Here is a 22,353-nt window from a genome sequence, read left to right on the forward strand (position 1 = left end):
GAGCATGCCACCTTCCAGATACCGAGGTTTGCAATGACCTGGCTCCCCCACATCACCGTCGCCACCATCGTCGAAGACAGCGGCAAGTTCCTGATGGTCGAAGAACTCAAGGGCGGCCGCGCCGTGCTCAACCAGCCCGCGGGCCATCTGGACCCGAACGAAACCCTGACCGAAGCCGCCGTGCGCGAAACGCTGGAAGAAACCGGCTGGGACGTGGAAGCTACCGGCATCGTCGGCATCTACCTGTACACCGCACCGAGCAATGGCGTGACCTATCAACGGGTCTGTTTTATCGCCAAGGCCCTGAAACACCACCCAGACTATCAACTCGACGAAGGCATCCTGCGCGCCCGCTGGCTGACCCGCGACGAGCTGATGGCGGTGCGCGACGACTGGCGCAGCGAGCTGATTATCCGCTGCATCGATGATTATCTGGCCGGCCAGCGCCACAGTCTCGAATTGATCCGCCCTTCTCTTTAGCCTTGCGGGCCCAGGCCTGCTAGAATCGCGTCCTTTTTCAAGACACCCGTTGAAACCCTATGCGTGATCCAGCCCCTTCTGACACACAAAAGAAGCGCGTCATCGTCGGCATGTCCGGCGGCGTGGATTCTTCCGTTTCCGCCGTTCTGCTCATGGAGCAGGGTTATGAGGTGGAAGGCCTGTTCATGAAGAACTGGGAAGAAGACGATGGAACGGAATACTGCACCGCCATGGACGACCTGGCGGACGCCCAGGCCGTGTGCGACAAGATCGGCATCAAGCTGCACACCGCCAACTTCGCCGCCGAGTACTGGGACAACGTGTTCGAGCACTTCCTGGCCGAATACAAGGCCGGCCGCACGCCGAACCCGGACATCCTGTGTAACCGCGAAATCAAGTTCAAGGCCTTCCTCGACTACGCCATGATGCTCGGCGCCGACCTGATAGCTACCGGCCACTACGTGCGCCGTCGCGATATCGATGGCCGCACCGAATTGCTCAAGGGCCTGGACCCGAACAAAGACCAGAGCTACTTCCTGCACGCCGTGGGCGGCGAACAGATCGCCAAGACTCTGTTTCCGGTCGGCGAACTGGAAAAGCCCGAAGTGCGCAAGATCGCCGAGAAACACGGCCTGGCTACCGCCAAGAAGAAAGACTCCACCGGCATCTGCTTTATCGGCGAGCGTCGCTTCAGCGACTTCCTCAAGCAGTACCTGCCCGCGCAACCGGGCGAGATCAAGACCACCGACGGTGAAGTCATCGGCCGTCACCACGGCCTGATGTACCACACCATCGGCCAACGCCAGGGCCTGGGCATTGGCGGCCTGAAGGACGCAGGTGAAGAGCCGTGGTACGTGCTGGTCAAAGACCTGGAAAACAACGTGCTGGTGGTCGGCCAAGGCAATGAGCACCCGCTGCTGTTCTCCGGCGCCCTGCTCGCTTCCGAGATCTACTGGGTCAACCCGATCGACCTGAGCACCCCGCGCCGCCTGACCGCCAAAGTGCGTTATCGCCAGAGCGACCAGCCCTGCACCCTGGAAAAGACCGCCACCGGTTACCGCGCCACCTTCGATGACCCGCAACGCGCGGTCACCCCTGGCCAGTCCGTGGTGTTCTATGACGGTGAAATCTGCCTGGGCGGCGGCGTGATTGAAGTCGCGCAAGCCTGGAGCAACCCGGCATGAGCCCGACCCAGGAGCAATTGACGGCCCTTGGCGGTGTGTTTCTCGCTGCGGTACTGGTGGACAAGATCGCCAAGACCGGCCAGGTCACCGAAGCCGGCCTGACCTGCATGCTCGGCAGCCTGCTGATCCGCGACCCCAAGGACACCCTTGAGGTTTACGGCGGCGACGACCTGGCCCTGCGTGAAGGCTATCGCGCCCTGATCGGCGCCTTGGAGCGCGACCCCAGCACCTTGCAGCGCGAACCGTTGCGCTACGCCCTGTCGATGCTTGGCCTTGAGCGCCAGTTGGCCAAGCGCGACGACCTGCTGGACACCATCGGCAAGCGCCTGCCGCAGATCCAGTCCCAGGTAGAACACTTCGGCCCGGCCCACGAAAACGTGATCGCAGCCTGTGGTGCGCTGTACCAGGACACCTTGAGCACCCTGCGCCAGCGCATCCAGGTGCACGGCGACATGCGCAACCTGCAGCAACCCAACAATGCATCGAAAATCCGCGCCTTGCTCCTGGCCGGTATTCGTTCGGCACGTTTGTGGCGTCAGCTGGGCGGTCATCGCTGGCAGTTGGTGATCAGCCGGCGCAAATTGCTCAAAGAGCTTTACCCGTTGATGCGCAACGAATAAGTCGCACCAGCAGGCTGTTTTCAAGCCATTACGCGTAATACGCCGGTCAGTTGGCGACGGACCGGCGGATTTTTTCATGTATGATACGCGCCCCATTTCGTTGCCCGACTGTCCGAGAACACCCCATGCAGCTCTCTTCGCTCACTGCGGTTTCCCCTGTTGACGGCCGCTACGCCGGCAAAACCCAGGCCCTGCGCCCTATTTTCAGCGAGTACGGCCTGATCCGTGCCCGCGTCCTGGTTGAAGTGCGCTGGCTCCAGCGCCTGGCCGCTCATCCCGCCATCAGCGAAGTGCCGGCGTTTTCCGCCGAGGCCAACGCTGTATTGAACACCCTGGCGGAAAACTTCTCCCTGGAGCACGCCGAGCGTGTGAAAGAGATCGAGCGCACCACCAACCACGATGTAAAAGCCATCGAGTACCTGCTCAAAGAGCAAGCGGCCCAACTGCCGGAACTGGCCCAGGTCAGCGAGTTCATCCACTTTGCCTGCACCAGCGAGGACATCAACAACCTGTCCCACGCCCTGATGCTGCGCGAAGGCCGTGATGACGTGATGCTGCCGCTGATGCGCCAGACCGCCGAAGCCATCCGCGAGCTGGCGATCCGTTTCGCTGCCGTGCCGATGCTGTCGCGCACCCACGGCCAGCCGGCCTCGCCAACCACCCTGGGCAAAGAACTGGCCAACGTGGTGTACCGCCTGGAGCGCCAGATCGCCCAAGTCGCCGCCGTGCCATTGCTGGGCAAGATCAACGGCGCCGTAGGCAACTACAACGCCCACCTGTCGGCCTACCCTGAGATCGACTGGGAAGCCAACGCCCGCGCCTTCATCGAAGACGAGCTGGGCCTGGGCTTCAACCCCTACACTACGCAGATCGAACCGCACGACTACATCGCCGAACTGTTCGACGCGATTGCACGCTTCAACACCATCCTGATCGATTTCGATCGCGATATCTGGGGCTACATCTCCCTGGGCTACTTCAAGCAGCGCACCATTGCCGGCGAAATCGGTTCTTCGACCATGCCGCACAAGGTCAACCCGATCGACTTCGAAAACTCCGAAGGCAACCTGGGTATCGCCAACGCCCTGTTCCAGCACCTGGCCAGCAAGTTGCCGATCTCCCGCTGGCAGCGCGACCTGACCGACTCCACCGTACTGCGCAACCTCGGCGTGGGCTTTGCCCACAGCGTGATCGCGTACGAAGCCAGCCTCAAAGGCATCAGCAAGCTGGAGCTCAACGAGCAGAAGATTGCCGCTGACCTGGACGCGTGCTGGGAAGTACTGGCCGAGCCGATCCAGACTGTGATGCGCCGCTACAACATCGAAAACCCCTACGAGAAGCTGAAAGAATTGACGCGCGGCAAGGGCATCAGCCCCGAAGCACTGCAAACTTTCATCGACGGCCTGGACATGCCAGCCGCGGCCAAGGCCGAGTTGAAGCTGCTCACCCCGGCCAACTACATCGGCAACGCTGTAGCGCAAGCCAAGCGCATCTGATCCAAGCAAGCTCCTTTGAGACGCCCGGCCGCGCCGGGCGTTTTTATTCCTGTCTTAAAAGTGCTTTTTTTCAATAGGTTACACATGAATCCTGATATTCCTCTTCAACTTCTGGGCGGCATCACGGCACGGGAATTCCTGCGCGACTACTGGCAGAAAAAACCGCTGCTGATCCGCCAGGCCATCCCTGACTTCGAAAGCCCGATCGACGCCGACGAACTGGCAGGCCTGGCTCTGGAAGAAGAAGTCGAGTCGCGCCTGGTGATCGAACACGGCGAGCGCCCGTGGGAACTGCGCCGCGGCCCGTTCGCCGAAGACGCTTTCAGCACCCTGCCCGAGCGTGAGTGGACCCTGCTGGTGCAGGCGGTCGACCAGTTCGTGCCGGAAGTGGCCGAGCTGCTGGAGCACTTCCGCTTCCTGCCGAGCTGGCGTATCGATGATGTGATGATCAGCTTCGCCGCGCCGGGTGGCAGCGTCGGTCCGCATTTCGATAACTACGATGTGTTCCTGCTGCAAGCCCAGGGCAAGCGCAACTGGAAGATCGGCCAGATGTGCAACTCCGAAAGCCCGTTGCTGCAACACGCAGACCTGCGCATCCTCGCCGAATTCGAAGAAAGCGCCGAATGGGTGCTGGAACCGGGCGACATGCTCTACCTGCCGCCGCGCCTGGCGCATTTCGGTATTGCTGAAGACGACTGCATGACCTATTCCGTGGGCTTCCGTGCACCGAGCGCCGCTGAAGTGCTGACCCACTTCACCGACTTCCTCAGCCAGTACCTGACCGACGAAGAGCGCTACACCGACGCAGACGCCCAGCCGGTCAGCGACCCGCACCAGATTCAGGGCGACGCACTGGACCGCCTCAAGGGCCTGCTCGCCGAGCACATGAGCGATGAGCGCATGCTGCTGACCTGGTTCGGCCAGTTCATGACCGAACCACGCTACCCGGAACTGGTAGCCGGCGAAGAGTTGGGCGAAGAAGACTTCATCAACAGCCTGCAAGACGGCGCGATCCTGGTGCGCAACCCGAGCGCGCGCTTGGCCTGGTCCGAAGTGGACGACGACGTGCTGCTGTTCGCCAGCGGCCAGAGCCGTTACCTTCCGGGCAAACTGCGTGAACTGTTGAAGCTGGTGTGCTCGGCCGATGCACTGCACAGCGAAAACCTGGGCGAGTGGCTGGCCGACGAAGACGGTCGCGACCTGCTGTGCGAACTGGTCAAGCAAGGCAGCCTGGGGTTCGCGGATGAATAAAATTCACGTAAGTGTCGCGGACTGGCGAAAGGATATCGACGAGATTCGGCGCATTCGTGAAGCGGTATTTATCGCCGAACAATCGGTCCCGCCTGAACTGGAGTGGGACGCCGACGATGCCGATGCGGTGCATTTTCTGGCATTCGAAGGCGATTTCCCGATTGGCACCGCTCGACTGCTGCCCAGCGGCGAGATTGGTCGTGTATCGGTGCTCAAGGACTGGCGCGGGCTGAAAGTCGGCGACAAGCTGATGGAAACGGTGATTGGCGTGGCCGAGCAACGTGGCCAGACCCGGCAGTTCCTGAGTGCACAGGTGTATGCGGCGCCGTTCTATGAGCGACTGGGCTTCAAGATCGTCAGCGATGAGTTTCTTGAAGTCGGGATTCCGCATGTGGATATGGTGCGCGATAGCTGATTTGAGACCGCGTCGCCTTTATCGCAGGCAAGCCAGCTCCCACATGTGAATGCATTCCAAGTGTGGGAGCTGGCTTGCCTGCGATAGCTATTTCAGCAACACCCTCAATGCCCTGCCTGCCAGGGCATTTTGCCGTCTACGATTCAACTTGCGACCCACCAGGCCGACAAACTGGCACTATCAAGCAAATGACTCGCAGAGATAACGTACATGTCCCTACGCACCCTGCTCACCGCCCTCCTGATGACCGTCAGCGCTTGCGCCATGGCCGCCACTGAAGTCGTCAACCTGAACAACCGCACCAGCGCCGACCTGTTACCGGTCGCGCAAAACTTCATCGGCAAGGACGGCACCGTCAGCGCCTACGGCAACCAACTCATCGTTAACGCCGAGCCCACCAAGATCGAGGGCTTGCGCGCCCTGCTCGGCCAATTGGACACCCCGGCCAAACGCTTGCTGATCACCGTCGACACCAACGAGAACAACCAGCAGAACAGCGGTGACAGCCAGACCCGCATCATCAGCTACGGCACTGCCAGCCGCGACGGTGGCGTGCAGCAGATCCAGGCCAGTGAAGGCGTGCCCGCGCTGATCCAGGTTGGCCAGAGCGTGCCGCTGACCACCACGCAGCAGGACAGCTATGGCCGCCTGCAAAACCAGACCCAGTATCGCAACGTCACCCAGGGCTTTTACGTGACCGCCACCGTCACTGGCGAAACCGTACACCTGGCCATCAGTACCAACCGTGACCGCATGAGCCAGGAACGTCCCGATGTAGTGAACGTGCAAAGCACCGACACAACTGTCAGCGGCCGCTTGGGCGAGTGGATTCCCTTGGCCGGCATCAATCGTGAAACCCAGGCGGACAAATCCTCTACAACCCGCAGCTACTCTACTCAGGGACGCGATGACCTGACTTTACGGGTCAAGGTCGACACCCTGAACTGAAGCACCGAAAACTGACTGACAAGTCGCATTAGACTAAAGATGTAGTGCTTGAAAAAAAGCACTACAAAACATTTGACGAGCCAAAAAAGCATGGGCATGATGGCCTCGCTCCCGCTAATCAGGGGCCCTGGCAAGGGCCTTCGGATCGCTGCTCTAAGCTACCCACCTGAGCCGATTCGTGTCTGTACCGCCCACAAGGTGTGTTTGACGTTGGTTGCGACTGGAACGAAGTTGTCCCGAGGGACGGAAGCTAACCAGGTAACCCGGCTACACACTGATGGATCGTACAAAGGCCCACGACGCCCGAAGACCGTTCGCAGTTTGCCCTTACCTGCTCAACTCCCCCTTTGAGCCCCATCGTTCATCCCGTCGCCTACCTCCGTCAGATTTGACTTGAACACCAAAGCTTCTGGTCAGCGAGCAACCCTACCCAGGCAACGAATGCCGGGCTGGCAAACGGATACTTCAAACAAGACGCGACGAGGTTTTTCCCCATGGCACTGACACGCGAACAGCAAATTGCAGCCCTTGAAAAAGACTGGGCTGAAAACCCACGCTGGAAAGGCGTAACCCGCGCTTATTCCGCTGCTGACGTCGTCCGCCTGCGTGGCTCGGTTCAACCTGAGCACACCTTTGCAAAACTCGGCGCCGAGAAGCTGTGGAACCTGGTCACCCAAGGTGCCAAGCCTTCTTTCCGTCCCGACAAAGATTTCGTCAACTGCATGGGCGCCCTCACTGGCGGCCAGGCAGTCCAGCAGGTAAAAGCCGGTATCCAGGCGATCTACCTGTCCGGCTGGCAAGTGGCAGCGGACAACAACTCCGCTGAATCCATGTACCCCGACCAATCGCTGTACCCGGTGGACTCGGTACCAACCGTGGTCAAGCGCATCAACAACTCGTTCCGTCGTGCCGACCAGATCCAGTGGAAAGCCGGCAAGAACCCGGGCGATGAAGGCTACATCGACTACTTCGCGCCAATCGTGGCCGACGCCGAAGCCGGTTTCGGCGGCGTACTCAACGCCTACGAACTGATGAAGAGCATGATCGAGGCAGGCGCTGCCGGCGTGCACTTCGAAGACCAACTGGCTTCGGTGAAAAAATGCGGCCACATGGGCGGCAAGGTACTGGTACCGACCCAGGAAGCCGTACAGAAGCTGACCGCTGCTCGCCTGGCTGCTGACGTTGCCGGTACGCCGACCATCATCCTGGCCCGTACCGACGCCAACGCAGCAGACCTGCTGACCTCGGACTGCGACCCGTACGACCAGCCGTTCGTCACCGGCGAACGTACCCAGGAAGGCTTCTATAAAGTGCGTGCCGGTCTCGACCAGGCCATCGCCCGTGGCCTGGCCTACGCCCCGTACGCCGACCTGATCTGGTGCGAAACCGCCAAGCCAGACCTGGACGAAGCACGCCGCTTTGCCGAAGCGATCAAGAAGGAATACCCAGACCAACTGCTGTCCTACAACTGCTCGCCTTCCTTCAACTGGAAGAAGAACCTGGATGACGCGACCATCGCCAAGTTCCAGCGCGAACTGTCGGCCATGGGCTACAAGCACCAGTTCATCACCCTGGCGGGTATCCACAACATGTGGCACAGCATGTTCAACCTGGCGCACGACTACGCCCGCAACGACATGACTGCCTACGTGAAGCTGCAGGAGCAGGAATTCGCTGACGCCGCCAAAGGCTACACCTTTGTGGCGCACCAGCAGGAAGTGGGCACCGGCTACTTCGACGACATGACCACCGTGATCCAGGGCGGCACCTCGTCCGTGACCGCGCTGACCGGTTCGACCGAAGAAGAACAGTTCCACTAAGTACCGCGTACACGGCCACTGCGGCCCCACGGAAGACCTAACCGCAGTGCCGCGCAACAATCACGCCCCGACTGGTTCGGGGCGTTTTTTTGCCTGAAGCAAAGGCCCATAGCCACCTGTAGGAGCGAGCTTGCTCGCGAAAAACCTGAGAGCACCGCTGGCTGGCTGGTTACCCGCGTTATCGTTGACGATTTTCGCGAGCAAGCTCGCTCCTACAGAGAGCGTGCCTATAGGCTGGATTTTGCGCAAAACATTGACCCAGAGCGGTATCCGCGCACATCCGATCGGTTAAAAGAACCGTTGCGACAACTAAGCGACACTCAAGCAAGTAACGCTAACTTCCCGCGCCACATGAGAAACACTCGCTTAAATCCCGCGCAAACAATATTCATTATCATTTGGCGCTTGAAAACTTCGTTACAGCTTAAACAAAACATATTTGATGAAAAGCCCGCTAATGCCCACGCCACAAGGGCTACAGCCCCAAGAAGGTGCACTATGTGCTTATTCCACCGAATAATTTCGCCCTGGGAATTTTACTTGCCCGGTGTTTAGCCATAAAATCACCGCGATTGATTGCAGTGCGACATATCGTCACTGCATCGTTACTTTTTCGAGCTCAGAGACCTTTGCTCTCTGTTAAGGATTTCCAGCATGACCGACGCGACAGGACTCATGGCCCACAACTGGGGCTTTGCCATTTTCCTTCTCGGTGTTGTAGGCCTTTGCGCCTTCATGCTCGGCGTGTCCAGCCTCCTCGGGTCAAAAGCCTGGGGCCGCAGCAAAAACGAACCGTTCGAATCCGGCATGCTGCCTACAGGTGGCGCCCGCTTGCGGCTCTCAGCCAAATTCTATCTGGTCGCGATGTTGTTCGTGATCTTCGATATCGAAGCCCTCTTTCTCTTTGCATGGTCTGTGTCCGTCCGCGAAAGCGGCTGGACCGGATTCGTCGAAGCTCTCGTTTTCATAGCAATTCTGTTGGCAGGTCTTGTCTACCTGTTCCGAGTGGGCGCCCTTGACTGGGCTCCGGAAGCTCGTCGCAAGCGGCAGGCGAAGCTGAAACAATGAGGCTTTGGCAATGCAATACAATCTCACCAGGATCGACCCGGATGCTCCTAACGAGCAATACCCCATCGGCGAACGGGAAACCGTTTCCGACCCGTTAGAAGACCAAGTCCACAAAAACATCTACATGGGCAAGCTGGAAGACGTGCTGAGTGGCGCGGTCAACTGGGGGCGTAAAAACTCCCTGTGGCCGTACAACTTCGGCCTTTCGTGCTGCTACGTGGAAATGACCACCGCCTTCACGGCGCCCCACGACATCGCGCGCTTTGGCGCCGAAGTGATCCGGGCCTCGCCGCGCCAGGCGGATTTCATGGTTATCGCCGGTACCTGCTTCATCAAGATGGCGCCGATCATCCAGCGTCTCTATGAGCAAATGCTCGAACCAAAATGGGTTATCTCCATGGGTTCGTGCGCCAACTCCGGTGGCATGTACGACATCTACTCGGTCGTTCAAGGGGTGGACAAGTTCCTGCCCGTGGACGTCTACGTGCCTGGCTGCCCGCCCCGTCCCGAAGCGTTCCTGCAAGGCTTGATGCTGTTGCAGGAATCGATTGGCAAGGAGCGTCGCCCACTGTCCTGGGTGGTCGGTGATCAAGGCGTTTATCGCGCCGAGATGCCGTCTCAAAAGGAACAGCGCCGCGAACAGCGAATCGCAGTCACCAACCTGCGCAGCCCCGACGAAGTCTGATCCAGCCCGCTTCTTTTATAGAACGAAAACCTGGCTTCATTCTTTACGTTGACCGAAAGCGATAAAAAACCATGACTACAGGCAGTGCTCTGTACATCCCGCCTTATAAGGCAGACGACCAGGATGTGGTTGTCGAACTCAATAACCGTTTTGGCCCTGACGCCTTCACCGCCCAGGCCACACGCACCGGTATGCCGGTGCTGTGGGTGGCGCGTGCCAGGCTCGTCGAAGTCCTGACCTTCCTGCGCAACCTGCCCAAGCCGTACGTCATGCTCTATGACCTGCATGGCGTGGACGAGCGTCTGCGCACCAAGCGCCAGGGGCTGCCGAGCGGCGCCGATTTCACCGTGTTCTACCACCTGATGTCGCTGGAACGTAACAGCGACGTGATGATCAAGGTTGCGCTGAGCGAGAGCGACCTGAGCATCCCGACCGTGACCGGTATCTGGCCGAACGCCAGCTGGTACGAGCGTGAAGTCTGGGACATGTTCGGTATCGACTTCCCGGGCCACCCGCACCTGACGCGCATCATGATGCCGCCGACCTGGGAAGGTCACCCGCTGCGCAAGGACTTCCCTGCCCGCGCCACCGAATTCGACCCGTTCAGCCTCAACCTGGCCAAGCAGCAACTGGAAGAAGAAGCCGCGCGCTTCCGCCCCGAAGACTGGGGCATGAAGCGTTCCGGCACCAACGAGGACTACATGTTCCTCAACCTGGGCCCGAACCACCCTTCGGCCCACGGTGCCTTCCGGATCATCCTGCAACTGGACGGCGAAGAAATCGTCGACTGCGTCCCGGACATCGGCTACCACCACCGTGGCGCCGAGAAGATGGCCGAGCGCCAGTCCTGGCACAGCTTCATCCCGTACACCGACCGTATCGACTACCTCGGCGGCGTGATGAACAACCTGCCGTACGTGCTCTCGGTCGAGAAGCTGGCCGGCATCAAGGTACCGGACCGCGTCGATACCATCCGCATCATGATGGCCGAGTTCTTCCGCATCACCAGCCACCTGCTGTTCCTGGGTACCTATATCCAGGACGTCGGCGCCATGACCCCGGTGTTCTTCACCTTCACCGACCGTCAGCGCGCCTACAAGGTCATCGAAGCCATTACCGGTTTCCGTCTGCACCCGGCCTGGTACCGCATCGGCGGTGTGGCCCATGACCTGCCGAACGGCTGGGAGCGCCTGGTCAAGGAATTCATCGACTGGATGCCCAAGCGTCTGGACGAATACCAGAAAGCCGCCCTGGACAACAGCATCCTCAAAGGCCGCACCATCGGCGTGGCGCAGTACAACACCAAAGAGGCCCTGGAATGGGGCGTCACCGGTGCCGGCCTGCGTTCCACCGGTTGCGACTTCGACCTGCGTAAAGCGCGCCCTTACTCCGGCTACGAGAACTTCGAGTTCGAAGTACCGCTGGCGGCCAATGGCGATGCCTACGACCGTTGCATCGTGCGCGTCGAAGAAATGCGCCAGAGCCTGAAGATCATCGAGCAGTGCATGCGCAACATGCCGGCCGGCCCGTACAAGGCGGATCACCCGCTGACCACGCCGCCGCCAAAAGAACGCACGCTGCAGCACATCGAAACCCTGATCACCCACTTCCTGCAGGTTTCGTGGGGCCCGGTCATGCCGGCCAACGAATCCTTCCAGATGATCGAAGCGACCAAGGGTATCAACAGTTATTACCTGACGAGCGATGGCGGCACCATGAGCTACCGCACCCGGATTCGTACCCCAAGCTTTGCCCACTTGCAGCAGATCCCTTCGGTGATCAAAGGCGAGATGGTCGCGGACTTGATTGCGTACCTGGGTAGTATCGATTTCGTTATGGCCGACGTGGACCGCTAAGCATGAACAGCACGCTTATCCAGACAGACCGTTTCACCTTGAGTGAAACCGAGCGCTCGGCCATCGAGCACGAGCTGCATCACTACGAAGACCCGCGCGCGGCGTCTATCGAAGCCTTGAAGATCGTCCAGAAGGAACGTGGCTGGGTGCCCGACGGCGCCCTCTACGCCATCGGCGAGATCCTCGGCATCCCCGCCAGCGACGTTGAAGGCGTGGCCACGTTCTACAGCCAGATCTTCCGCCAGCCGGTGGGCCGCCACATCATTCGCGTGTGCGACAGCATGGTCTGCTACATCGGCGGCCACGAATCGGTGGTCAGCGAGATCCAGAACAAGCTGGGCATCGGCCTCGGCCAGACCACCCCGGACGGCCGCTTCACGCTGCTGCCGGTGTGCTGCCTGGGCAACTGCGACAAGGCGCCGGCGTTGATGATCGACGACGACACATTCGGTGACGTACAGCCCGCTGGCGTCACCCAATTGCTCGAGGGCTACCCATGACCCTGACTTCCTTCGGCCCGGCCAACCTGATCAAGCGTTCGGCCGAGACTCACCCCCTCACCTGGCGCCTGCGTGACGACGGCGAGCCGGTATGGCTCGACGAGTACCAGGCCAAGAACGGTTACGCGGCGGCGCGCAAAGCCTTCGCCGACATGGCCCAGGACGATATCGTCCAGACCGTGAAGGACGCCGGCCTCAAGGGTCGCGGCGGTGCGGGCTTCCCCACCGGCGTGAAGTGGGGCCTGATGCCCAAAGACGAATCCATCAACATCCGCTACCTGCTGTGCAATGCGGATGAAATGGAGCCCAACACCTGGAAAGACCGCATGCTGATGGAGCAACTGCCCCATCTGCTGATCGAAGGCATGCTGATCAGTGCCCGTGCGCTGAAAACCTACCGCGGCTACATCTTCCTGCGTGGCGAGTACACCACTGCCGCCAAGCACCTGAACCGTGCCGTGGAAGAAGCCAAGGCCGCTGGCCTGCTGGGCAAGAACATCCTCGGTTCCGGTTTCGACTTCGAACTGTTCGTGCACACCGGCGCCGGGCGTTATATCTGCGGTGAAGAAACCGCACTGATCAACTCCCTCGAAGGCCGCCGCGCCAACCCGCGTTCCAAGCCGCCCTTCCCTGCCGCTGTAGGTGTGTGGGGCAAGCCGACTTGCGTGAACAACGTCGAGACCCTGTGCAACGTGCCGGCGATCATCGCCGACGGCGTGGACTGGTACAAATCCTTGGCCCGCGAAGGCAGCGAAGACATGGGCACCAAGCTCATGGGCTTCTCCGGCAAGGTCAAGAACCCTGGCCTGTGGGAGCTGCCGTTCGGCGTGACTGCACGCGAGCTGTTCGAGGACTACGCCGGCGGCATGCGCGACGGCTACACCTTGAAAGCCTGGCAGCCAGGCGGCGCTGGTACAGGTTTCCTGTTGCCCGAGCACCTGGACGCACAGATGTATGCCGGCGGCATTGGCAAGGTGGGTACCCGGATGGGTACTGGCCTGGCGATGGCGGTGGACAACACGGTGAACATGGTCTCGTTACTGCGCAACATGGAGCAGTTCTTTGCCCGCGAGTCTTGCGGCTTCTGCACCCCATGCCGTGACGGTTTGCCGTGGAGCGTCAAGCTGCTGATGGCCCTGGAAAATGGCGAAGGCCGCGAGGGTGATATCGAAACCCTGCTGGGCCTGGTCGGCTTCCTCGGCCCAGGCAAGACCTTCTGTGCTCACGCACCGGGCGCCGTGGAGCCATTGGGCAGCGCAATCAAATACTTCCGCTCGGAGTTCGAAGCCGGCATCGCGCCCACCAGCGCCGCCGTCCCGCCTCTGGCAAAGCCGATCGTAGTCGGCGCGTAACGCTTAAACAGGCGAAGGGTCCGTGCCCTTCGCCTGCTCATGTGCTGACGCCTTCAAGGCTGTGTAGATGCACATGAATAACAAGATTCCATTAGCCACGCCCGCTGACAACGGGCCAACGAAGAACTTTGAACCATGGCCACTATCCACGTAGACGGCAAAGCGCTCGAAGTCGATGGGGCAGACAACCTGTTACAGGCGTGTCTGTCACTCGGCCTCGACATCCCGTATTTCTGCTGGCACCCCGCACTTGGTAGCGTCGGTGCCTGTCGCCAGTGTGCGGTCAAGCAATACACCGACGAGAACGACACCCGTGGTCGTATCGTCATGTCCTGCATGACCCCAGCCACCGACAACACCTGGATCTCCATCGACGATGAAGAATCCAAGGCGTTCCGCGCCAGCGTTGTCGAATGGCTGATGACCAACCACCCCCACGACTGCCCGGTCTGTGAGGAAGGCGGTCACTGCCACCTGCAAGACATGACGGTGATGACTGGCCACAACGAGCGCCGTTATCGCTTCACCAAGCGTACCCACCAGAACCAGGACCTCGGCCCGTTCATTTCCCACGAAATGAACCGCTGCATCGCCTGCTACCGCTGCGTGCGCTTCTATAAAGACTACGCCGGCGGCACCGACCTGGGCGTGTTTGGCGCTCACGACAACGTGTACTTCGGTCGCGTTGAAGACGGCGTGCTGGAGAGCGAATTCTCCGGCAACCTCACCGAGGTCTGCCCCACCGGTGTGTTCACCGACAAGACCCACTCCGAGCGCTACAACCGTAAGTGGGACATGCAATTTGCGCCGAGCATCTGCCATGGCTGCTCCAGCGGTTGCAACATCTCCCCGGGCGAGCGCTACGGCGAACTGCGTCGTATCGAAAACCGCTTCAACGGTTCGGTCAACCAGTACTTCCTGTGCGACCGTGGCCGTTTCGGCTATGGCTACGTCAACCGCGAAGACCGCCCACGCCAGCCCCTGCTGGCCGATGGCGCCAAGCTGAGCCTGGACGCCGCGCTGGATAAAGCCGCCGACCTGCTGCGCGGGCGCAACATCGTCGGTATCGGTTCGCCGCGTGCCAGCCTCGAAAGCAACTTCGCGTTGCGCGAGTTGGTGGGTGCCGAGCACTTCTACTGCGGTATCGAAGCCGGCGAGTTGGAGCGCATCCGCCTGGTCCTGCAAGTGCTGAACGACAGCCCGCTGCCCGTGCCGAACATGCGCGACATCGAAGACCACGATGCGATCTTCGTGCTCGGTGAAGACCTGACCCAGACCGCCGCGCGTATCGCGCTGTCGCTGCGTCAATCGGTCAAAGGCAAGGCCGAAGAAATGGCCGACGCCATGCGCGTACAGCCGTGGCTCGACGCCGCGGTGAAAAACATCGGCCAGCACGCGCTGAACCCGCTGTTTATCGCAAGCCTGGCTGAAACCAAGCTCGACGACATCGCCGAAGAATGCGTGCACGCTGCGCCGGACGACCTGGCTCGCCTCGGTTTCGCCGTGGCCCACGCCCTCGACGCCAGCGCGCCTGCCGTTGAAGGCCTGGACGCTGAAGCCGTTGAACTGGCCCAGCGCATTGCCGACGCCTTGCTGGCGGCCAAGCGCCCATTGATCATCGCAGGCACCTCGTTGGGTTCCAAGGCGCTGATCGAAGCCGCCGCCAACATCGCCAAGGCCCTGAAGCTGCGCGACAAAAACGGCTCCATCAGCCTGGTAGTGCCGGAAGCCAACAGCCTGGGCCTGGCCATGCTCGGTGGCGAGTCCGTGGACGCTGCGCTGCAAGCCGTGATCGACGGCAACGCCGATGCCATCGTGGTACTGGAAAACGACCTGTACACCCGCACCGCTGCGGCCAAGGTTGACGCTGCGCTCAACGCCGCCAAGGTGCTGATCGTCGCCGACCACCAGAAGACCGCCACCAGCGAGCGCGCCGACCTGGTGCTGCCAGCCGCCACCTTCGCCGAAGGCGACGGTACCCTGGTCAGCCAGGAAGGCCGCGCCCAGCGCTTCTTCCAGGTGTTCGATCCGAAGTACATGGACGCCAGCATCCTGGTGCACGAAGGCTGGCGCTGGCTGCATGCCCTGCGCGCCACCCTGCTGAACCAGCCGATCGACTGGACCCAGCTCGACCACGTCACCGCTGCCACCGCTGCCAGCGCGCCGCAACTGGCTCGTATCGTCGATGCCGCGCCGTCTGCCGCGTTCCGTATCAAGGGCATGAAGCTGGCGCGTGAGCCGCTGCGTTACTCCGGCCGTACCGCCATGCGTGCTGACATCAGCGTGCACGAGCCGCGTACTCCGCAAGATAACGACACCGCGTTTGCCTTCTCCATGGAAGGTTACTCGGGTTCGGCCGAACCGCGTCAGCAGGTGCCATTTGCCTGGTCGCCGGGCTGGAACTCACCACAGGCCTGGAACAAGTTCCAGGACGAAGTCGGTGGTCACATCCGCGCTGGCGACCCGGGCACCCGCCTGATCGAAACCCGCGGTGACTCGCTGAACTGGTTCGCTGCGGTACCGCGTCCGTTCAACCCGGCACCGGGCACCTGGCAGGTCGTGCCGTTCTTCCACCTGTTCGGCAGCGAAGAAACTTCTTCCAAGGCCGCGCCGGTTCAAGAGCGCATTCCTACCGCTTACGTGTCCGTGGCCAAGTCCGAAGCCGACCGCCTGGGCGTCAACGACGGTGCCCTGCTCAGCCTCAACGTGGCCGGCCAGACCCTGCGTCTGCCGCTGCGTATCAATGACGAGCTGGGTGCCGGCCTGGTTGCACTGCCTAAAGGCATCGCCGGTATTCCGCCTGCCATTTTCGGCACAACCGTTGACGGTCTGCAGGAGGCAGCGCAATGACTTGGTTCACGCCGGAAGTAATTGACGTGATCATCTCGGTGGTCAAGGCCATCGTGATCCTGTTGGCCGTGGTCGTCGCGGGCGCCCTGCTCAGCTTCGTCGAACGTCGCCTGCTGGGCTGGTGGCAAGACCGTTACGGTCCGAACCGCGTTGGCCCGTTCGGCATGTTCCAGATCGCTGCCGACATGCTGAAAATGTTCTTCAAGGAAGACTGGACCCCGCCGTTTGCCGACAAGGTGATCTTCACCCTGGCACCGGTGGTGGCCATGAGCGCCTTGCTGATTGCCTTTGCGATCATCCCGATCACCCCGACCTGGGGCGTGGCGGACCTGAACATCGGCTTGCTGTTCTTCTTCGCCATGGCCGGTTTGTCGGTATACGCGGTGCTGTTCGCCGGTTGGTCGAGCAACAACAAGTTCGCCCTGCTGGGCAGCTTGCGTGCCTCGGCGCAAACCGTATCCTATGAAGTGTTCATGGGGTTGGCACTGATGGGCATCGTGGTGCAGGTTGGCTCGTTCAACATGCGCGACATCGTCGAGTACCAGGCACAGAACCTGTGGTTCATCATTCCGCAGTTCTTCGGCTTCTGCACCTTCTTCATCGCTGGCGTGGCCGTGACTCACCGTCACCCCTTCGACCAGCCGGAAGCGGAACAGGAACTGGCCGACGGTTACCACATTGAATATGCCGGCATGAAGTGGGGCATGTTCTTCGTCGGTGAGTACATCGGCATCATCTTGATCTCGGCCCTGCTGGTCACGCTGTTCTTCGGCGGCTGGCACGGTCCGTTTGGCATCCTGCCGCAGTTGGCCTTCTTCTGGTTCTTCCTGAAGACCGCGTTCTTCATCATGCTGTTCATCCTGCTGCGCGCCTCGATTCCGCGCCCGCGTTATGACCAGGTGATGGATTTCAGCTGGAGATTCTGCCTGCCGCTGACCCTGATCAATTTGCTGGTGACGGCTGCCGTCGTGTTGTTGAACACGCCGGCTGCCGCGGTTCAGTGAGGATTTGACCCATGTTCAAATATATTGGCGACATCGTTAAGGGTACCGGTACCCAGTTGCGAAGCCTGGTGATGGTGTTCGGTCACGGCTTTCGCAAACGCGACACCCTGCAATACCCCGAAGAAGCGGTGTACCTGCCGCCGCGCTATCGCGGCCGCATCGTACTGACCCGCGACCCCGACGGCGAAGAGCGTTGCGTAGCCTGCAACCTGTGCGCCGTGGCGTGCCCGGTGGGTTGCATTTCCCTGCAGAAAGCTGAAACCGAAGACGGTCGCTGGTACCCGGACTTCTTCCGCATCAACTTCTCGCGCTGCATTTTCTGCGGCCTCTGCGAGGAAGCTTGCCCGACCACCGCGATCCAGCTCACACCGGATTTCGAGATGGCCGAGTTCAAACGTCAGGACCTGGTGTACGAGAAAGAAGATCTTTTGATCTCTGGTCCCGGTAAAAACCCTGATTACAACTTCTATCGTGTTGCAGGTATGGCCGTTGCCGGTAAGCCAAAAGGCGCCGCACAAAACGAAGCTGAGCCGATCAACGTGAAGAGCTTGCTGCCTTAAGGAAGAAAGATGGAATTCGCTTTCTATTTCGCATCGGGTATTGCAGTGGTGTCCACGCTTCGCGTGATCACCAACACTAACCCCGTGCACGCCCTGCTCTACCTGATCATTTCGCTGATCGCCGTGGCCATGACGTTTTTCAGCCTCGGCGCACCGTTCGCCGGTGTGCTGGAAGTGATCGCCTACGCCGGCGCCATCATGGTGCTGTTCGTGTTTGTGGTGATGATGCTCAACCTGGGGCCGGCTTCGGTCGCCCAGGAGCGTGTCTGGCTCAAGCCCGGCATCTGGCTCGGCCCGGTTGTCCTCGCAGCCCTGCTGCTGGGTGAACTGCTGTATGTGCTGTTCGCTCACCAGAGCGGCCAGGCCATCGGCCACACCACCGTAGACGCGAAAGCCGTGGGCATCAGCCTGTTCGGCCCGTACCTGCTGGTGGTCGAACTGGCTTCGATGCTGCTGCTTGCCGCAGCCATCACTGCCTTCCACTTGGGCCGCAACGAAGCCAAGGAGCAATGACGATGCCTGCTATCCCTTTGGAGCATGGTCTGGCGGTCGCCGGCATCCTGTTCTGCCTTGGCCTGGTCGGCCTGATGGTTCGCCGTAACATTCTGTTCGTGTTGATGAGCCTGGAAATCATGATGAACGCGGCAGCACTGGCGTTCATCGTGGCAGGCGCACGTTGGGGCCAGCCGGATGGGCAAGTGATGTTCATCCTGGTGATCAGCCTGGCAGCCGCCGAAGCCAGTATTGGCCTGGCGATCCTGCTGCAGCTGTATCGTCGCTTCCACACGCTTGATATCGACGCTGCCAGTGAGATGCGCGGATGAACATGATCTTTCTGACTTTCGTATTCCCCCTGATCGGTTTCCTGCTGCTGTCGTTCTCTCGCGGGCGCTGGTCGGAAAACCTCTCGGCCCTGATCGGCGTGGGCTCCATCGGCCTGTCGGCCGTCGTGGCCGCCTACGTCATCTGGCAATTCAACGTGGCCCCGCCTGAAGGCGGCCACTACACCCTGGTGCTGTGGCAGTGGATGGCGGTTGAGGGCTTCAAGCCCAACTTCGCCCTCTACATCGACGGTCTGTCGATCACCATGCTCGGCGTGGTGGTAGGTGTGGGCTTCCTGATCCACCTGTTCGCGTCCTGGTACATGCGCGGTGAAGCGGGCTACTCGCGCTTCTTCTCGTACACCAACCTGTTTATCGCCAGCATGCTGTTCCTGGTGCTGGGCGATAACCTGTTGTTCCTGTACTTCGGCTGGGAAGGCGTGGGCCTGTGCTCGTACCTGTTGATCGGTTTCTACTACAGCAACCGCAACAACGGTAACGCGGCACTCAAGGCATTTATCGTCACCCGCATCGGCGACGTGTTCATGGCCATCGGTCTGTTCATCCTGTTCCAACAGGTGGGCACGCTGAACATCCAGGAACTGCTGGTGCTGGCTCCGCAGAAATTCCAGGTCGGTGACTTCTGGATCACCCTGGCGACCCTGATGCTGCTGGGCGGCGCCGTGGGTAAATCCGCGCAACTGCCGCTGCAAACCTGGCTGGCGGATGCGATGGCCGGCCCTACCCCGGTATCGGCATTGATCCACGCCGCCACCATGGTGACCGCTGGCGTCTACCTGATCGCCCGTACCCACGGCCTGTTCACCCTGGCGCCGGACATCCTGCACCTGGTGGGCATCGTCGGTGGCGTGACCCTGGTACTGGCCGGCTTCGCCGCGCTGGTGCAGACCGACATCAAGCGTATCCTCGCCTACTCGACCATGAGCCAGATCGGCTACATGTTCCTGGCCCTGGGCGTCGGCGCCTGGGACGCGGCGATTTTCCACCTGATGACCCACGCGTTCTTCAAGGCCCTGCTGTTCCTCGCCTCCGGTGCGGTGATCGTGGCCTGCCACCACGAGCAGAACATCTTCAAGATGGGCGGCCTGTGGAAGAAACTGCCACTGGCCTACGCCAGCTTCATCGTCGGTGGTGCCGCCCTGGCAGCCCTGCCGTTGGTGACCGCCGGTTTCTACTCCAAGGACGAGATCCTCTGGGAAGCTTTCGCCAGCGGTAACCAGAACCTGCTGTACGCAGGCCTGGTGGGTGCGTTCATGACCTCGCTGTACACCTTCCGCCTGATCTTCATCACCTTCCACGGTGAAGCCAAGACCGAAGCGCACGCAGGCCACGGCATCTCCCACTGGTTGCCACTGTCGGTGCTGATCATCCTGTCGACCTTCGTTGGCGCGATGATCACCCCGCCGCTGCACGGTGTGTTGCCACAAAGCGTCGGCCATGCCGGCGGCGAAGCCCAGCACAGCCTGGAAATCGCCTCGGGCGCCATAGCCATCGCCGGTATCCTGCTGGCGGCCCTGCTGTTCCTCGGCAAGCGTCGCTTCGTGACCGCCGTGGCCAACAGTGGCATTGGTCGCTTCCTGTCGGCCTGGTGGTTCGCTGCCTGGGGCTTCGATTGGATCTACGACAAACTGTTCGTCAAACCTTACCTTGCGATCAGCCACGTGCTGCGCAAAGACCCGCTCGACCAGACCATCGGTTTGATCCCGCGTGCCGCCAAGGCCGGTCACACCGCCCTGAGCCGCAGCGAGACCGGCCAATTGCGTTGGTATGCAGCGTCCATGGCGGCGGGTGCCGTTCTGGTGATCGGCGCCATCGTCGTGGTAGCGGTCTGACTATGTTTAAGTGCACTGCGTACTTTGCGAACTTGCGAAAGGAAACGAGCCCGTCATGATTCTGCCCTGGCTAATCCTGATCCCCTTTATCGGCGGCCTGCTCTGCTGGATGGGTGAACGCTTCGGCGCCACCCTCCCCCGCTGGATTGCGTTGCTAACCATGTCCTTGGAACTCGCGCTCGGCCTCTGGCTGTGGGCCCATGGTGACTATTCATTCGCTCCGGCACCGGGTGTCGACCCCACCTTCGCGCTTGAATTCAAGCACGTGTGGATCCAGCGCTTCGGCATCAACGTGCACCTGGCCCTCGACGGCCTGTCACTGTTGATGATCCTGCTGACCGGCCTGCTGGGTATCCTCTCGGTACTCTGCTCCTGGAAAGAGATCCAGCGTCACGTGGGCTTCTTCCACCTGAACCTGATGTGGATCCTGGGCGGTGTTGTCGGCGTGTTCCTCGCGCTGGACCTGTTCATGTTCTTCTTCTTCTGGGAAATGATGCTGGTGCCGATGTACTTCCTCATCGCGCTCTGGGGTCACAGTTCTTCGGACGGCAAGAAAACCCGGATCTACGCGGCGACCAAGTTCTTCATCTTCACCCAGGCTTCCGGCCTGATCATGTTGGTGGCGATCCTGGGCCTGGTACTGGTCAACTTCAACAACACCGGCGTGATTACCTTCAACTACGCCGACCTGTTGAAAACCAAGATGTCGCTGACCACCGAGTACGTGCTGATGCTGGGCTTCTTCATCGCCTTCGCGGTGAAGCTGCCGGTGGTGCCGTTCCACTCCTGGTTGCCTGACGCCCACGCCCAGGCGCCGACTGCCGGCTCCGTGGACCTGGCCGGTATCCTGTTGAAGACCGCTGCCTACGGCCTGCTGCGTTTCGCCCTGCCGCTGTTCCCGAATGCCTCGGCCGAGTTCGCGCCGATCGCCATGACCCTGGGTCTGATCGGGATCTTCTACGGCGCGTTCCTGGCCTTCGCGCAAACCGACATCAAGCGTCTGATTGCCTTCTCGTCCGTTTCCCACATGGGTTTCGTACTGATCGGCATCTACTCCGGCAGCCAACTGGCGCTGCAGGGCGCGGTGATCCAGATGTTGGCCCACGGTGTTTCGGCCGCTGCCCTCTTTATCCTGAGTGGCCAGTTGTACGAGCGCCTGCACACCCGTGACATGCGTGAAATGGGTGGCGTGTGGTCGCGCATCGCGTACCTGCCGGCCATCAGCCTGTTCTTTGCCGCCGCGTCGCTGGGCTTGCCGGGTACCGGTAACTTCATCGGCGAGTTCCTGATCCTGATGGGTGCCTTTGTGCAGACACCGTGGATCAGCGCCATCGCCACGTCCGGCCTGGTGTTCGGTTCGGTCTACTCGCTGATCATGATCCACCGCGCCTATTTCGGCCCGGCCAAGTCCGACACCGTCCTGCAAGGCATGGACGCGCGCGAACTGATCATGGTGCTCGGCCTTGCGGTGCTGCTGATTTTCATCGGCGTGTACCCGCAACCGTTCCTGGACACTTCTGCCGCAACGATGCATGGCGTGCAGCAGTGGTTCGGCACCGCCTTCTCCCAACTCGCTTCGGCCCGGTAAGA

The 22,353-nt window shown here is 60.8% G+C and carries 20 protein-coding genes; all 20 read left to right on the forward strand.

Annotation, left to right across the window (positions count from 1 at the left end):
* The first annotated feature begins 33 nt into the window (after positions 1 to 33).
* The 20 genes from V8689_RS16755 to nuoM all read left to right on the forward strand — a co-directional run bounded on the left by V8689_RS16755 (position 34) and on the right by nuoM (position 22,351).
* Entirely contained in the window at positions 34 to 480 is a 447-nt protein-coding gene (locus V8689_RS16755; protein ID WP_056783674.1) for an NUDIX hydrolase, read from the forward strand.
* Positions 481 to 539: 59 nt separating this feature from the next.
* Entirely contained in the window at positions 540 to 1,664 is a 1,125-nt protein-coding gene (mnmA, locus tag V8689_RS16760; protein WP_034133822.1) for a tRNA 2-thiouridine(34) synthase MnmA, read from the forward strand.
* Positions 1,661 to 2,284 carry a high frequency lysogenization protein HflD gene (gene hflD, locus V8689_RS16765; protein ID WP_003192101.1) on the forward strand — a complete coding sequence of 208 codons (624 nt, stop codon included), beginning with the start codon at positions 1,661 to 1,663 and terminating at the stop codon, positions 2,282 to 2,284. Before mnmA ends, hflD begins: the two co-directional genes overlap by 4 nt.
* 125 nt (positions 2,285 to 2,409) lie before the next feature.
* Positions 2,410 to 3,780: an adenylosuccinate lyase gene (gene purB / locus V8689_RS16770; protein ID WP_056783672.1), complete on the forward strand. Its 1,371-nt coding sequence runs from the start codon at positions 2,410 to 2,412 to the stop codon at positions 3,778 to 3,780.
* Between the two features lie 84 nt (positions 3,781 to 3,864).
* On the forward strand, positions 3,865 to 5,031 hold the full coding sequence (locus V8689_RS16775) for a cupin domain-containing protein (protein ID WP_014718907.1): 1,167 nt from the start codon (positions 3,865 to 3,867) through the stop codon (positions 5,029 to 5,031).
* Positions 5,024 to 5,446, forward strand: a complete 423-nt coding sequence (locus tag V8689_RS16780; RefSeq protein WP_056783669.1) for a GNAT family N-acetyltransferase — start codon at positions 5,024 to 5,026, stop codon at positions 5,444 to 5,446. Before V8689_RS16775 ends, V8689_RS16780 begins: the two co-directional genes overlap by 8 nt.
* A gap of 210 nt (positions 5,447 to 5,656) precedes the next feature.
* Entirely contained in the window at positions 5,657 to 6,394 is a 738-nt protein-coding gene (locus tag V8689_RS16785; protein ID WP_056783666.1) for a secretin N-terminal domain-containing protein, read from the forward strand.
* A 494-nt stretch (positions 6,395 to 6,888) separates the two neighbouring features.
* Positions 6,889 to 8,214, forward strand: a complete 1,326-nt coding sequence (aceA, locus tag V8689_RS16790; protein ID WP_003174717.1) for an isocitrate lyase — start codon at positions 6,889 to 6,891, stop codon at positions 8,212 to 8,214.
* A gap of 654 nt (positions 8,215 to 8,868) precedes the next feature.
* The gene (locus tag V8689_RS16795) at positions 8,869 to 9,282 is read left to right on the forward strand and encodes an NADH-quinone oxidoreductase subunit A (protein WP_003192109.1); all 414 of its coding nucleotides are present in this window, start codon (positions 8,869 to 8,871) and stop codon (positions 9,280 to 9,282) included.
* Positions 9,283 to 9,292: 10 nt separating this feature from the next.
* Positions 9,293 to 9,967 (forward strand): NuoB/complex I 20 kDa subunit family protein, encoded by a 675-nt coding sequence (locus V8689_RS16800; protein ID WP_003174719.1) that lies wholly within the window; start codon positions 9,293 to 9,295, stop codon positions 9,965 to 9,967.
* Positions 9,968 to 10,038: 71 nt separating this feature from the next.
* A complete protein-coding gene (gene nuoC, locus V8689_RS16805; RefSeq protein ID WP_003192111.1) occupies positions 10,039 to 11,823 on the forward strand; it encodes an NADH-quinone oxidoreductase subunit C/D in 1,785 nt (594 codons plus the stop codon).
* Between the two features lie 2 nt (positions 11,824 to 11,825).
* A complete protein-coding gene (gene nuoE / locus V8689_RS16810; RefSeq protein ID WP_003174721.1) occupies positions 11,826 to 12,323 on the forward strand; it encodes an NADH-quinone oxidoreductase subunit NuoE in 498 nt (165 codons plus the stop codon).
* Entirely contained in the window at positions 12,320 to 13,675 is a 1,356-nt protein-coding gene (gene nuoF / locus V8689_RS16815) for an NADH-quinone oxidoreductase subunit NuoF (protein WP_032896666.1), read from the forward strand. The genes nuoE and nuoF overlap by 4 nt, the downstream gene beginning before the upstream one ends.
* A 135-nt stretch (positions 13,676 to 13,810) precedes the next feature.
* The gene (gene nuoG / locus V8689_RS16820; RefSeq protein WP_056783663.1) at positions 13,811 to 16,525 is read left to right on the forward strand and encodes an NADH-quinone oxidoreductase subunit NuoG; all 2,715 of its coding nucleotides are present in this window, start codon (positions 13,811 to 13,813) and stop codon (positions 16,523 to 16,525) included.
* Positions 16,522 to 17,529 carry an NADH-quinone oxidoreductase subunit NuoH gene (gene nuoH / locus V8689_RS16825; protein ID WP_003174724.1) on the forward strand — a complete coding sequence of 336 codons (1,008 nt, stop codon included), beginning with the start codon at positions 16,522 to 16,524 and terminating at the stop codon, positions 17,527 to 17,529. The genes nuoG and nuoH overlap by 4 nt, the downstream gene beginning before the upstream one ends.
* 11 nt (positions 17,530 to 17,540) lie before the next feature.
* Positions 17,541 to 18,089, forward strand: coding sequence for an NADH-quinone oxidoreductase subunit NuoI (gene nuoI / locus V8689_RS16830; RefSeq protein WP_003174725.1), 549 nt, complete (start codon positions 17,541 to 17,543; stop codon positions 18,087 to 18,089).
* Positions 18,090 to 18,098: 9 nt separating this feature from the next.
* The gene (gene nuoJ, locus V8689_RS16835) at positions 18,099 to 18,602 is read left to right on the forward strand and encodes an NADH-quinone oxidoreductase subunit J (protein WP_003174726.1); all 504 of its coding nucleotides are present in this window, start codon (positions 18,099 to 18,101) and stop codon (positions 18,600 to 18,602) included.
* Positions 18,603 to 18,604: 2 nt separating this feature from the next.
* On the forward strand, positions 18,605 to 18,913 hold the full coding sequence (gene nuoK / locus V8689_RS16840; RefSeq protein WP_003174727.1) for an NADH-quinone oxidoreductase subunit NuoK: 309 nt from the start codon (positions 18,605 to 18,607) through the stop codon (positions 18,911 to 18,913).
* Positions 18,910 to 20,763 (forward strand): NADH-quinone oxidoreductase subunit L, encoded by a 1,854-nt coding sequence (gene nuoL / locus V8689_RS16845; RefSeq protein ID WP_056783660.1) that lies wholly within the window; start codon positions 18,910 to 18,912, stop codon positions 20,761 to 20,763. The genes nuoK and nuoL overlap by 4 nt, the downstream gene beginning before the upstream one ends.
* A 55-nt stretch (positions 20,764 to 20,818) precedes the next feature.
* Complete coding sequence (gene nuoM, locus V8689_RS16850; RefSeq protein WP_014718913.1) at positions 20,819 to 22,351, forward strand: NADH-quinone oxidoreductase subunit M; 1,533 nt, start codon at positions 20,819 to 20,821, stop codon at positions 22,349 to 22,351.
* The last annotated feature ends 2 nt before the right edge of the window (positions 22,352 to 22,353 follow it).

The organism is Pseudomonas sp. AK181, assembly GCF_051122975.1.
GTDB lineage: Bacteria > Pseudomonadota > Gammaproteobacteria > Pseudomonadales > Pseudomonadaceae > Aquipseudomonas > Aquipseudomonas lactis.